Annotated in this window: 10 protein-coding genes and 1 riboswitch; of the genes, 5 read left to right on the forward strand and 5 right to left on the reverse strand. The window is 64.0% G+C overall.

The annotated features are described in order from the left end of the window. Positions 1 to 6 precede the first annotated feature (6 nt). The 4 genes from RBA41_RS32300 to cobT form a co-directional block, all read right to left on the reverse strand. Positions 7 to 1,872, reverse strand: coding sequence for a TonB-dependent receptor plug domain-containing protein (locus RBA41_RS32300; RefSeq protein ID WP_306628446.1), 1,866 nt, complete (start codon positions 1,870 to 1,872; stop codon positions 7 to 9). Positions 1,873 to 1,954: 82 nt separating this feature from the next. Then, positions 1,955 to 2,176, reverse strand: a riboswitch (cobalamin riboswitch). Further along, positions 2,171 to 2,716: a histidine phosphatase family protein gene (locus RBA41_RS32305; RefSeq protein ID WP_306628447.1), complete on the reverse strand. Its 546-nt coding sequence runs from the start codon at positions 2,714 to 2,716 to the stop codon at positions 2,171 to 2,173. Its footprint overlaps the riboswitch before it by 6 nt. Before the next feature lie 2 nt (positions 2,717 to 2,718). Next, entirely contained in the window at positions 2,719 to 3,510 is a 792-nt protein-coding gene (locus RBA41_RS32310; RefSeq protein WP_306628448.1) for an adenosylcobinamide-GDP ribazoletransferase, read from the reverse strand. 9 nt (positions 3,511 to 3,519) lie between these two features. Further along, positions 3,520 to 4,554: a nicotinate-nucleotide--dimethylbenzimidazole phosphoribosyltransferase gene (gene cobT, locus RBA41_RS32315; RefSeq protein WP_306628456.1), complete on the reverse strand. Its 1,035-nt coding sequence runs from the start codon at positions 4,552 to 4,554 to the stop codon at positions 3,520 to 3,522. A 173-nt stretch (positions 4,555 to 4,727) separates the two neighbouring features. Here cobT and RBA41_RS32320 point away from each other — a divergent pair, with 173 nt between their 5' ends. From RBA41_RS32320 to RBA41_RS32330, 3 genes are all read left to right on the forward strand, one after another. Continuing rightward, positions 4,728 to 6,206 (forward strand): DUF2868 domain-containing protein, encoded by a 1,479-nt coding sequence (locus RBA41_RS32320; RefSeq protein WP_306628449.1) that lies wholly within the window; start codon positions 4,728 to 4,730, stop codon positions 6,204 to 6,206. Next, positions 6,203 to 7,657 (forward strand): DUF3482 domain-containing protein, encoded by a 1,455-nt coding sequence (locus RBA41_RS32325; RefSeq protein WP_306628450.1) that lies wholly within the window; start codon positions 6,203 to 6,205, stop codon positions 7,655 to 7,657. Before RBA41_RS32320 ends, RBA41_RS32325 begins: the two co-directional genes overlap by 4 nt. A 70-nt stretch (positions 7,658 to 7,727) precedes the next feature. Continuing rightward, positions 7,728 to 7,985: a hypothetical protein gene (locus RBA41_RS32330; protein ID WP_306628451.1), complete on the forward strand. Its 258-nt coding sequence runs from the start codon at positions 7,728 to 7,730 to the stop codon at positions 7,983 to 7,985. Between the two features lie 35 nt (positions 7,986 to 8,020). Here RBA41_RS32330 and RBA41_RS32335 read toward each other — a convergent pair whose 3' ends face one another. Beyond that, on the reverse strand, positions 8,021 to 10,153 hold the full coding sequence (locus RBA41_RS32335) for a TonB-dependent receptor family protein (protein WP_306628452.1): 2,133 nt from the start codon (positions 10,151 to 10,153) through the stop codon (positions 8,021 to 8,023). A 222-nt stretch (positions 10,154 to 10,375) separates the two neighbouring features. On the opposite strand from RBA41_RS32335, the gene adh reads away from it, so the two are divergent. Together adh and RBA41_RS32345 are read left to right on the forward strand one after the other, a co-directional pair. After that, the gene (gene adh, locus RBA41_RS32340) at positions 10,376 to 11,896 is read left to right on the forward strand and encodes an aldehyde dehydrogenase (RefSeq protein ID WP_306628453.1); all 1,521 of its coding nucleotides are present in this window, start codon (positions 10,376 to 10,378) and stop codon (positions 11,894 to 11,896) included. A gap of 19 nt (positions 11,897 to 11,915) precedes the next feature. Next, positions 11,916 to 12,305 carry a DUF779 domain-containing protein gene (locus RBA41_RS32345; RefSeq protein ID WP_306628454.1) on the forward strand — a complete coding sequence of 130 codons (390 nt, stop codon included), beginning with the start codon at positions 11,916 to 11,918 and terminating at the stop codon, positions 12,303 to 12,305. Positions 12,306 to 12,709: the final 404 nt, after the last annotated feature.

Genomic DNA, 12,709 nt, shown 5'->3' on the forward strand with positions numbered 1-12,709 from the left:
CGATTCCTATCTACTGCCGTAGCGGATGCCGGCAAACACCTGGCGGCCGGCGGTGGCGTAAGTGCGCGCCAGGTCGTACTGTTTGTCGGCGGCGTTGCTCAACCGTAGCACGGCCGACCAGTCGGGGGCAAAGCGATACTCGGCAAACAGGTTCACCAGCCCGTAGCCGGGCAGCGTGTTGCGGTTGGCCAGGTCGTCGAAGCGCTTGCCGGACAGCTGCACGCCCGCACCGGCAACCAGCGTGCCGGCCGTGTACTCGATGGCGAATTTGGCGTGGCGCTTGGCGCGCCGCTGCAGGTTTTTGCCGGTGGTGTCGTCGCGCGGGTCCTGCAGGTCGAGCGAGCCGCTCATGTCGAAGGCGCCCATGCGGGTGCGTGCGCCGATGCTGATGCCTTCCAAAGTGGCGCGGTTGACGTTGTAGGCGCAGCCGTATGGATGCGTATCCTGCTGGACCGGACATGTGGTGGTGTTGACCAGGAGGTCTTTCAGGCGGTTGCGGTAGTAGACCGCGCTGGCTTCAAGCGTGCCATCGTTGTAATACACGCCGCCTTCGACGTTCTTGCCTTGTTCGGGCTTGTTGGTGTCGACCCCGTAACCCGGGTAATACAGTTCGTTGAAGGTCGGTGCGCGAAAGCCGGTTCCGGCGCTGGCGTTCACGCGCAGCGCGCGCGTGAGTTTGTAGCCGTAGCCCACGCCGCCGGTGATCTTGTTGCCGTACTGGGTGCTGTCGTCGCGCCGCGCGCTGGCGCTGGCCAGATGGTTGCCGCGCTTGAGCGAGTAGGCGGCAGCCACGGAATTGGTCGCGCGGCTGGTGTTCAAGGCGCGCGTGGTGTCGGCGAACACGTCTTCCACCCGGCGTTCCAGAACCAGTTGCAGCAGGTCGCTGCCCAGGGCGATGTCGTTCTGCATGCTGTAGGCGTGCAGGCGCGTGTCGATACGGTTGCTGCTCGTCGCACTGGTGAAGTTGACCGATTTGTCGTCGGCCTCGGATGCCTGCAGGCTGACTTTCCAGTTGCGCGTGATCTCGTGTTTCGAGTACACGGCGATGTTGTCCATGTTCTGCACGCTGCGCACGTCGAAGGGACCTGCGCCCGCATCGTACTGCGACTTGAGATGGCTGTGCAGGTACAGCAGGCCCGCTTCGTGGCCCTTGGCCAGCACGATGCCCAGCTGGCCGGTGGCGCTGTCGCGCGCATAGCCGTCGTTGTCCTGATTGTAGGAGAAGTTGCCCGGTTTGGTGGCCGAGAAGCCGTCATCCTTGTCCTTCGACACACCGAAGGCGTAGCTGATGCTGTTCTCGCCTTCGCTGGCGCCGGCCACGCCGAACGCCATCGAGCGCGCCTTGTCGCTGCCCGCTTCAACGGCGGCCGTGACGTTTGGCGCTCCGGCGCCGCGCCGGGTGAAAATCTGCACCACGCCGCCGATGGCGTCGGCGCCATACATGGTGGCCAGCGGGCCGTAGACGATTTCGATGCGGTCGACGTTCGCCAGCGGCAGCGTGGCCCAGTTGGCGATGCCGATCGTGGACGAGCCAATGCGCACGCCGTCGACCAGCACCACGGTCTGCTTGGCGTCGCCGCCGCGGATGAACACTTGCGATGCGGTGCCCGGACCGCCGTTACGCGTGATCTCGATGCCGCGCTGCTTTTGCAGCAGTTCGACCACGCTGCTTGCGCCCGAGCGGGCGATGTCAGTGGCGCTGATCAGCACATGGTCGCTCAGCACGTCGCTGGATGGCTGCGGCGCGCGCGTGGCGGTGATGATGACGGCGGCAACGGCCGTATCGGCGGCGCTGTCGGCCAGGGCATAAGGGGAGGTAAAAGCTAGCGCGAGCGACGTCAGGGCCGCGTGGCGTACAACAGGAAAGGTCATGACAAATCTTCAGTGAGTGCGATTGCGAGCAACCGGCCGACGTCCCCGTTGGCCAGATTGAAAAGGAACGCGCAAATCCTGCACGTTCCCACCTGTCCTGGCCGGTATCCGGGCTGGCAAATGCGGCCGTCTCACCTTCCCATGCCAAATGCACAGTGGTCGTTCGAGGCGGCTCGTCGCCATGTCAGCGACATTTGCTTACCGTTGCGGGGGCAGCACACGTTGGCCTGTTGCAGGCTTCGTGTTTCCCAGTTTAACTGCGCTCATGGACATGGGCGCGGGCACCAAAACCCGATAATTATACACAGTCGATGATGACGGTCCCGCCGTAGGCGATGGCGTGGGGATGCTGCGCCGCTTCCAGCGCCATGGCCTCGGGACCCAGGCCGCGTGCGCGCGCCGACAGCAGGCGGATGGTGCCGGCGTGGCAGATGACGATGGCGCAGGGCGCTTGCGCGCGCATGCAGTCGGCATAAAACGCGGACACGCGCCGCGCCATATCGACCACGCTTTCGCCGCCGCCGGGGCGGTAGCAGGCCATGTCGGCGGCCCAGGCATCGATGCCGGCACGGTCGATGTCGTCCCAGCGGCGCATTTCCCAGTCGCCGAAATCGAGTTCGGCCAGGCGCGCGTCATACCGCACCGCCGCGCCGCCGATTGCCGCAGCCAGTATGGCACAGCGCCGCAGCGGGCTGGAAAACACCGGCGCGCCGGCGGGCAGGGTGGCGCGCAGGGCGGGCAGGGCCAGCGCCTGCGAATCAGGATCGACAGCCAGGTCGGTGCGCCCGTAGCACACGCCGGATGCTACCTGCGGCGCCAGGTGGCGTACCAGGTACAGGCGCATTCTCAGCCCCACAGGCCGTGATGGAAAAACGCCAGCAGCGCCAGGTAGATGACCACTTCGGCCACCTGCTGCACGGCGCCCAGGCAGTCGCCGGTATAGCCGCCGATGCGGCGCAGGCACTTGGCGCCCAGCCACCACGCCGCCAGCGCGGCCCCGGTCACGCTAGCGAGCAGCGCAAGCCAGGGCAGCATGCCGGCCGTGGCCAGCGCCAGTGCAGGCACGCCGGCGCAGGCGCAGGCGATGCCGAATTCCCGGTTGCTCATATGCTGGGCCATCGGCTTGGCCTTGCCATCGGCGCGCGCATATTCCATTTCCCAGATCAGGCTCACCGCGGCCAGGCGCGACAAAGGATGGGCGATGAACAGCGCGGCGATAGCGGCGGGCACGGACAGAAACGACAGCAGCGCGCACTTGAGCGCCACCGTCAGCCCCATGCCGACCGCGCCGTAGGTGCCGATGCGCGAGTCCTTCATGATCTCCAGCACCCGCTCGGTGCTCAAGCCGCCGCCGAAGCCGTCGCACATGTCGGCCAGGCCGTCCTCGTGGAAGGCGCCGGTCAGGTAGATCGCCGCCGCCGTCGACAGCAGCACCGCCACCGGGGCCGGCCATAGCAATGACGCGCCGGCATACACCGCCGCGGCCACCGCCGCCACCACCACGCCGACCAGCGGAAAATAGCGCGACGCGTGGTGCAGCCAGGACGGGTCGAATCCGACCCAGCCCGGAATCGGCATGCGGGTGAAGAATTGCAGCGCGATGAAGAACAGCCGGCACTGGTGGACGATGCTGGCCATGGTGTGTACTTACGCCGACTGGCCGCTGACGCGCGCCGACTGGAAGGTGGCCATCTCGCCGAGGAAGTTGACGGCCGCGTGCAGCAGCGGCAGCGCCAGGGCGCAACCGGTGCCTTCGCCCAGGCGCAGGCCGAGGTTGAGCAGCGGCCTGGCCTTGAGGTGTTCGAGCATGCGCGCGTGGCCCGCTTCGTCCGAGCAGTGCGAAAATACGCAGTAGTCGAGGATGGCCGGCTGCATGCGCGCCGCCACCAGCAGCGCGCTGCTGACGATGAAGCCGTCGATCAGCAGCACCATGCGCCGTTCGGCCGCCTTGAGCATGGCGCCAACGATCATGGCGATCTCGAAGCCGCCGAAGGTGGCCAGGATGTCGAGCGGCTCGCTCATCTCGCCATGCAGGGCGACCGCCGCCTCGATCACGTTTTGCTTGTGCAGCACGCCTTCGGGCGACAAACCGGTGCCGGCGCCGACGCAGTCAAGCACCGGCACGCCGGTCAGCTTGTGCATCAGCGCGGCGGCGGCGGTGGTGTTCCCGATCCCCATTTCGCCGAAGCCGATCACGTTGCCCTCCAGGTTGCCGACAATGCGCATGCCGTGCGCCAGGGCGGCGGCGCATTCGGCCCAGCTCATGGCCGGCTTCTGGGCAAAGTTGGCGGTGCCGCGTCCGACCTTGCAGTCCATCAGGGCCACGCGCTTGCCGAAATCGTGGTTCACGCCGGCGTCGATGATCTGCAGCGCGCAGCCGTTCTGGCGCGCGAACACGTTGATGGCCGCGCCCTTGGAGAGGAAATTTTCGACCATCTGCCAGGTGACGCTTTGCGGATAGGCCGAGATGCCTTCGGCCACCACGCCGTGATCGGCCGCGAACACCAGGATGGCCGGCTTGTGCAGCGCGGCCCTGGTCGTTTGCTGGATCAGGCCAATCTGCCGGGCCAGCGTTTCGAGCGCGCCCAGGCTGCCCAGCGGCTTGGTCTTGTTGTCGATCGCTTGGGTCAGTTCGCTGGCCAGCAATGGGTCGTGGGTGGAAAGTATGTCAGGGAGGCGCATCGTGGATAGATAAGAAAGTGTCAAGAAAATTCCGCGCTAAGATAGCACACTCAGGCTGCGTCGTTTCCGGGAGACCAGCGTGTGTCGGCACAATGCGGCAAAGTGCGGCACAATTGGCCTGTGAATGTTGTCGCTTCATACAAAAGATTTCGTTAAAAGAAAACAGGAAGAACATGAACGAGCAGGTTGCACGGGATGTGGTGCTGGTGCGCTCCGTCGAAACAATGGACGGCAAGCACGAGGTACTCAGCGATGACGATCGCCTGTATGCCAGCCGCAGTGCCAGGGAACTGGCGCAGTGGCAGGCCTCCGACAGCAAGGCGGCGGTAACGAACGAGCATTTTTTGCAGCAGAGGGCCGAGCAGATCCTCAAGCGCCTGGGCGAACGCACGCCCGCTTTCGCGGCCATTGCGCGGCGCCGTGCCGGCTTCAAGGCGCTGTCGCTGGGCTTGCCGCTGCTGGCGCTGGTGCTCGGCGCCGCGGTCGACCGGATTGGCGACCCGCACCGGGTCGACCTGCTGTCGGCGCCGCTGCTGGCGATTATCGGATGGAATGGTGCGGTGTACCTGCTGTTGCTGGCCTGGCTGTTCGTGCCCGCACGCAAGAACGGCTGGGTCTCGCCGGCTTTGCTGCGGCGCCTGAGCGGAGCCCAATTGTCGCTGCCGCGCAAGTTACCGAATGTGCTGGCGTCCGCGCTGGCCGATTTCAGCCTGCAGTGGACCGAACTGAGCGCCAAGCTGACCCTGGCGCGCCTGGCGCGCACCATGCATCTGGCCGCCGCCATGTTTGCCCTGGGCGCGGTCCTGTCGCTGTATGCGCGCGGTTTTCTGTCGGAATATGTGGCTGGCTGGGAAAGCACCTTCCTGGGTGCCGGGCAGGTGCATGCCATCCTGTCGGTCCTGTTCGCGCCGGCCATGGCGCTGTTGCCGCTGGAAGGCTTCAGTGTCGCCGATATCGAGGCCCTGCACTTTTCGCAGACGCCGAGCGGGGCGGGCGGGGCCAGATGGGTGCATTTATATGGCGCAACCTTGCTGCTGCTGGTGGTGCTGCCGCGCCTGATCCTGGCCGGGGTGGCGCACTGGCGCGCGCAGCGGATGCACAACAGGTTTCCGCTGGACCTGGAACAACCGTATTTCCGCAAACTGAACGGCGAGGCCGGCACCACCGCGCCGGCTGTGCTGCGCGTGCTGCCGTACAGCTTTACGCTCGACGAGGCGCGCGACAAGGGGCTTTCGCAGGTGGCGGTCACCCTGTTCGGCGAACAGGCCCGGGTGATGCTGCGCCCATCGTCCGGCTATGGAGAGGAAGCCGTCGATTCTCTGCGCGACCTGACGGTGGACGATCCGAGCGTGACGGCAACCGCCGTTCTGTTCAGTCTGGCCGCGACGCCGGAGAAGGAAAACCAGGGCGCCTTTCTCGATTATCTGGTGCGTTCGTCCAAGCGCGGCATTGCCGTGCTGATCGATGAGTCGGCGCTGGTCGAGCGCAGCGTTGCGCAGGCCGGGGACGATGTGCGGCTGGCCGAGCGCATCGCGCTGTGGCAACAGTTCTGCAACTTCCACCGCGCCCCGGCGACCATCGTCAACCTGCTCGATCCAGAGCGCCGCCCGCTGGAGCCCGGCGCCGGACTTAGTTTATCGAAGGCATCATGAGCGACACCCCTGTCCATATCCAGTTTGCGCTGATCTCGCATACCAACAACGGCAAGACCACGCTGGCGCGTACGCTGGTCGGGGTGGACGTGGGCGAGGTGCGCGATGCCGCCCACGTGACCATCTTTGCCGAGTCGCACCTGCTGCTCAAAACAAACGAGGGCGATACCCTGCAATTGTGGGATACGCCCGGCTTCGGCGATTCGGTGCGCCTGTTCAAGCGGCTGGCCATGTCGGGCAATCCGATCGGCTGGTTCCTGCGCGAAGTGCTGGACCGTTACCGCGACCGTCCGTTCTGGCTCAGCCAGCAGGCGCTGCGCACCGCGCGCGATGAAGCGGACGTGGTGCTGTATCTGGTCAACTCGTCCGAACATCCGCGCGACGCCGGGTATTTACCGGCCGAAATGCGCATCCTGGAGTGGCTCGGCAAACCGGTGGTGGTGCTGCTCAACCAGCTGGGGCCGCCGCGTCCCGCCAATGAAGAACAGGAAGAACAGACGCGCTGGAAACAGCATCTGGACCAGTACAAGATCGTGCGCGATGTGCTGGCGCTCGATGCCTTTGCGCGCTGCTGGGTGCATGAGCGGGTGTTTTACGAAGCGGTCGGCAAGCTCGTCGATGAGTCCAAGCAGGCCGGCTACGCGCGCCTGTTTGCGCTGTGGGAGTCGAACAACCGCGAACGCTTCGTGGAATCGATGCGCATCACCAGCGCGCAATTGATGGGTGCCGCGCGCGATAGCGAGCCGGTCGAGGCGGACGAAAAGACCTTGCTCAAGTCGGCCATGAAAGTGGTGGGTCTGGGCAAGAACGACCAGCAGCGGCAGGAGCGCGCCATGGCGGTGCTGATCGACCGGCTCAACCAGAATATTGCTGCCACCACCGCTAGTCTGCTGGCGCTGCACAAGCTCGACCCGAGCGAGGCGCCCAAGATCAACGCGCGCGTGAGCAAGAATTTTACCGTGCGCGCGCCGGTCGACCGGGCCCAGGCCGGGCTGCTGGGTGCCGTGGTGTCGGGCGCGGCGACCGGCTTGTCGGCCGATCTGATGGCGGGCGGATTGACCTTCGGCGCGGGAGCGCTGCTGGGGGGCGTGGTGGGCGCGCTGACGGCGGCCGGGGCGGCATGGGGCTTTAACACCAGCACCGACCGCAACCGCACCACGATGCAGTTCGCCGACGATTTTCTGCAGACCTTGCTGGTCAGTAGCATCCTGCGTTATCTGGCGGTGGCCCACTTCGGACGCGGACGCGGGAACTTCGTCGAAGGCGAGGCGCCGGCGTTCTGGCAGGCCGAGGTGGAGGATGCCGTGGCGCAGCAGGCGGGGAAGCTGGCCGGGCTGTGGCAGGCGCTGCGCCAGGAGGGCGAGGCCGGCAAGGCGGCCGCCGACGTCGAGGCGATTGCAACGACGGTGGCGCGCGCGACCCTGGCAAAGCTGTATCCGGGGCCGGTGTGATCCTGCTTTTCGTGTAAGGTGGCTGGTTAAGCAATTTTCTGGGGCCTGTCATGCTGCCGAGGTCCGCCCTGTGAAACTGTCCTTGCCTGAGCGCGAAACCTTGCTCGCCCCACTGGTGATCGGGATTTTTATCGGACTCCTTGCGGTTCTGAGCGTTGCGAGAAATAGCCCGGACCAATCTAAGCCGATAGAAGAGCAACAGGGGCCTGCGCTGCACGAGGTCCTGCTGGGATTTTTCCTGGGATTTAGTCTCGTCTTCATTCCGTTCGGCGCGGCGCCGGTGCTCATTGCCCGGGTGTATGCCCGAGCCAATCCCGACGCCGGGTAGCGAGCGGCTTTTTCAGCCGCGCCGGTTTCGACACATCAGAATACGTATTGGGCACTCACGCCCGCCAGCCAGTTGCGCTGGGGCGCCGCTTCGTAAAAGCGCTTGTTGGCGTCGCCGACGATCACCGATCCCACATACCGGCGCTCGCTCAGGTTATTCAGGCGCACGAACTGCTTCAGGCGCCATCCGCCCAATGACTGTTTCGCCTGGAAGCGCGCATTCAGAATCGCGTATCCCGGCGCGGCGATCTCCGCGTTGGCGTCTTCCGCATATATCTTGCTGCTGGCGATGGTTTCCAGCGCCGCGCCGAAGCCATCGTTGCTGCTCTTCCATGCCAGCTCGCCGAACAGGTTGGCCTTGGGCACGCCGGGCAAGCGGCTGCCGGCAGCGACGTTGCCGAATCCCTGCTGGTAGGTGGCGTTCAAGGCCGTCATTGCCAAGCGGCCACTGAATCCCGCGCCGAAGTTGCTGTCCAGAGAGACTTCCGCGCCTTTGCGCAGGGTTTCGCTGGCATTGCGGTAACTGGTGCGCCCGCCGCCGGAGATATCGACCACCAGCTCGTCACTGGTTTTAACGTGGAACAAGGCGGCGTTGATGCGCGTATTGCTGCCGAGATAGGCTTTCACGCCCGCTTCCACATGGGTACTGGTGGCGGGCTTGAGCGCGAAGTTGAAGCCGGCGCCGGCGCCGGAATAGAACAGCTCGTTCAAGGTCGGCGTCTCGAAGCCGCGCGCCGCGCTGGCGTACACATTGATCGTCGGCGAGATTTTGACCAAGGCGCCCAGCACGGGCGTCGTGTGGCGGTAGCTGACGCCGCCGCTGTCGTTGCCGTTGGTAGCAAAGCGGTCATCCACCGACACCTTCATGCGGCTGTGGCGCAGGCCTGCCGTCAACACCCAGTCGCCGCCTTGCCATTCGGCTTGGGCATACGGATCGAAGCTGGACACGGCGTTGCTTTCGTCGCGGCGCAGCTTGCCCTGCAGGCCGAACTGGTTGCCGATGAAATTCTCGTAGCCCTGGCGCTCGTCGGTGGAGCGGCCGTAATCGATGCCGATGGTGGTGCTCAGCTTGCCGCCAGCCATGCTGCGCACGCTGAGCCAGTTGATGTCCGCGCCGTAAAAGTCGCGGTCGAAATCGACCACGCCGCCGGACTGGCTGGCGGGCGTCTGCACGAATTTCGAGAAGGCCTGGTACTGGATGACCTGGCGATTGCCGCCGTACACCATCGCACGCACGCGGTCGTCGCCCAGGCGCTGCTCGAAGGCGGCGCCGGCTTGTTTGTGGTCGATGCTTTTGCGCGTGTTGTAGCGATCCGCAATGGTGCGCTTGGGAATTTGTGGGTCGGTGGCGTCGGTTTCGCCGGCGCGCGGGTCGCGCTGGTACGTGGCCCAGGTGACGCCGAGCGGATCTTGCGTGTCATCCTGGCTCAGGGCGCTGGCGGTCAGGGTCAGCTTGCTGGTGCTGGTGGGCGCCAGCGTCAGCTTGGCGAAGCTCTGGTCGCGCGTGGCGGCGCTGTGCGCGCGGTAGCCATCGGTCTCGAAGCGGGAGGTGTCGATCACGTAGCCGATGCCGTTGGCCGCTCCTTGCGCGTTGACGTCGACCTTGCGCGTGCCGTTGCTGCCGCCGATGACCGTGCCTTCAACGCTCGGCCGGCCCTGGCCGTCGCGCGTGAACAGCTGCACGGTGCCGCCGGAATGGTTGCCGTAAATGGCGGAGAAGGGGCCGCGCAGCACTTCGATGCGCTCGGCCATGTCGAGGTTGAAGGTTGCAGCTTGTCCCTGTCCGTCGGGCATGGTTGCAGGGATGCCGTCGGCAATCAGGCGCACGCCACGCACGCCGAAGGCGGAACGGGCGCCGAAGCCGCGTGAGGAAATCTGCAGATCCTGCGCGTAATTCTGGCGATTCTGGGCCACCAGGCCGGGTACCGCGCTGAGCGATTCCGATGCGTTGACGCGCAATTGGCCGTCGCGGATGCGCGCTGCGTCGAGCACATCGATAGCCGCCGGCAAGTCGAAACTGCCGTGCTCGACCCGGCTTCCGCTGATGACGACCACATCGGCCAGCGGCGCGTTGACCGGCGCGTCGGGTGCGGCCGCCGCTGCCATGCCTGCCGCGCTCAGGGCGAATAAGGTGGCGATGTAGTTCAAGCGAAACGGGTGCTGCTTCATGGGTTCTCCGGTGGTGTTTTGGCGTCGGTACGCAATATACGCGGGCCGTCCGAATCCTGCAGCGAGCACGGATGCCCTGCTGGTCTAATGTGCGCCAGAGCACTAACGAAAGGACTAGCCTGTCGGTAGCCGTTGACAATTCTTTGCGTTTGCGCAGGCACTCCTTTTGATCTGCGTCTATGCTGAGATTCCCGGTATATAACCATAGAGGAAGAGGAAGACATGAATCTCGCAGATATCAGCAAGCTGGGCGTGGCCAACTCATTCAAACAACGCTACGACAATTACATTGGTGGAAAATTTGTTGCGCCGGTGAAGGGCGAGTATTTCGGCAACGTCACGCCGATCACCGGGCAGGTGTTCTGCGAGATAGCGCGCTCGAGCGCGGAAGATATCGAGCTGGCGCTGGATGCCGCGCATGCTGCCAAGGAAGCCTGGGGCAAGACGTCGCAGAGCGAGCGCGCGAATATCCTGAACAAAATTGCCGACCGGATGGAGGAGAACCTCAGCCTGCTGGCCACCGCCGAGACGATCGACAACGGCAAGCCGATCCGCGAGACCACCGCGGCCGACATTCCGCTGGCCATCGATCACTTCCGTTACTTTGCCGGGTGCATCCGCGCGCAGGAAGGATCGGTCGCACAGATCGACCACGAAACGTATGCCTACCATTTCCACGAACCATTGGGCGTCGTGGGGCAGATCATCCCATGGAACTTTCCGATCCTGATGGCCGTGTGGAAGCTGGCGCCGGCACTGGCGGCGGGCAATTGCGTCGTGCTCAAGCCCGCTGAGCAAACGCCGGCCTCGATCATGGTGTTCATCGAGCTGATCGGCGACCTGTTGCCTCCGGGCGTACTCAATATTGTGAATGGTTACGGGTTGGAGGCGGGCAAGCCGCTGGCCTCGAGCAAGCGCATCGCCAAGATCGCGTTCACGGGGGAGACCGGTACCGGCCGCCTGATCATGGGATACGCTGCGCAAAATCTGATCCCGGTCACGCTGGAACTGGGCGGTAAGTCGCCGAATATCTTCTTTGCCGATGTGATGGATGCGGACGATGCGTTTTTCGACAAATGCCTGGAAGGCTTTGCCATGTTCGCGCTGAACCAGGGCGAAGTGTGCACCTGTCCGTCGCGCGTGCTGATTCAGGAATCGATTTACGACAAGTTCATAGCCCGGGCGCTGGAGCGGGTGGCGGCGATCAAGCAGGGTAATCCCCTCGATGCGTCGACCATGATCGGCGCGCAGGCGTCGCAGGAGCAGCTGGAGAAAATCCTTTCGTATCTCGATATCGGCAAGCAAGAGGGCGCCGAGCTGCTCACCGGCGGAGAGCGTTGCATGCAGCCGGGCGATATGAAGGATGGTTATTACGTACAGCCGACTGTGTTCAAGGGCGATAACAAGATGCGCATCTTCCAGGAAGAGATTTTTGGTCCGGTGGTGTCGGTGACCACCTTTACCGACGAAGCCGATGCCCTGCGCATCGCCAACGATACCTTGTATGGACTCGGCGCCGGACTGTGGACGCGTGACGGTTCGCGCGCTTTCCGCGTCGGCCGCGCCATTCAGGCCGGACGCGTGTGGACCAATTGCTACCACCTGTATCCGGCGCATGCCGCGTTCGGCGGGTACAAGCAATCGGGCATCGGGCGGGAAAATCACAAGATGATGCTCGATCACTACCAGCAGACCAAGAACCTGCTGGTCAGCTATAACCCGAACGCGATGGGCTTCTTCTAACTGTACGGGAGTTTTTCGCATGGGTGACGCGCTTTCACGCGTGGTCGCAACCGATGCCGCGCGCGCAATGATCGACGAGCTGCGCGCGCGGCATGGGCCGGTCATGTTCTTTCAGTCGGGCGGCTGCTGCGATGGCAGCGCCCCAATGTGCTATCCGGACGGCGACTTCAATATCAGCGATACCGATGTGTACCTGGGCGACCTGCATGGCGCGGCCTTCTATATGGGACGGGAGCAATTCGCCTACTGGGAGCATACGCAGCTGGTCATCGACGTGGTCGCGGGAAACGGAGGGATGTTCTCCTTGGACAATGGGACGGGACGCCGGTTTCTGACGCGCTCCCGGCTCTTCACTGATGATGAGTTCAGCTCGCTGCCAGCCGTAAGGGAGGGGCCGCGTGACACATAAATACGTGTATTGGTGAGCAGGGCGTGGGCCGGACGCGACGAAATGTGTGGCCCCTCAGAAAGTTCTTGCCAGGGTGGCGAGGGCTTTGCTATAGTTCGCCTCCCCAATGAAAGGGTTAACGAAATCAAGTAGTTAGCAGGCAGTTGAGGACGTCTCCAAGGAGGCGCGGTAGTAAAGAAGGGGTTGACGAGAAACGCGAAACGCTGCATAATCTCACCTCTCTGCTGCAACGAACACAACGCTTCGTAGCAAACGGCAGAAGTAGTACAGAATAAGTTCTTTAACAATTAACAGTCGATAAGTGTGGGCGTTTGATGAAGGTGCCAACGAAGCGCAAGCGACGTTGAATACTTAAATTATCAAATGTTCACAAAAAAGAAACACGGCGCATCGAAAGATGAGCT

Origin of the sequence: Massilia scottii (assembly GCF_030846495.1) — a bacterium.
Lineage (GTDB): Bacteria > Pseudomonadota > Gammaproteobacteria > Burkholderiales > Burkholderiaceae_D > Telluria_A > Telluria_A violaceinigra.

Excerpts from the sequence above, each read along its gene's own strand:
- RBA41_RS32345 (WP_306628454.1), top strand. The coding sequence starts at position 11,916 with ATGGGTGACGCGCTTTCACGCGTGGTCGCAACCGATGCCGCGCGCGCA.
- cobT (WP_306628456.1), bottom strand. The coding sequence starts at position 4,554 with ATGCGCCTCCCTGACATACTTTCCACCCACGACCCATTGCTGGCCAGC.
- RBA41_RS32335 (WP_306628452.1), bottom strand. The coding sequence starts at position 10,153 with ATGAAGCAGCACCCGTTTCGCTTGAACTACATCGCCACCTTATTCGCC.
- adh (WP_306628453.1), top strand. The coding sequence starts at position 10,376 with ATGAATCTCGCAGATATCAGCAAGCTGGGCGTGGCCAACTCATTCAAA.
- RBA41_RS32310 (WP_306628448.1), bottom strand. The coding sequence starts at position 3,510 with ATGGCCAGCATCGTCCACCAGTGCCGGCTGTTCTTCATCGCGCTGCAA.
- RBA41_RS32320 (WP_306628449.1), top strand. The coding sequence starts at position 4,728 with ATGAACGAGCAGGTTGCACGGGATGTGGTGCTGGTGCGCTCCGTCGAA.
- RBA41_RS32325 (WP_306628450.1), top strand. The coding sequence starts at position 6,203 with ATGAGCGACACCCCTGTCCATATCCAGTTTGCGCTGATCTCGCATACC.
- RBA41_RS32300 (WP_306628446.1), bottom strand. The coding sequence starts at position 1,872 with ATGACCTTTCCTGTTGTACGCCACGCGGCCCTGACGTCGCTCGCGCTA.
- RBA41_RS32305 (WP_306628447.1), bottom strand. The coding sequence starts at position 2,716 with ATGCGCCTGTACCTGGTACGCCACCTGGCGCCGCAGGTAGCATCCGGC.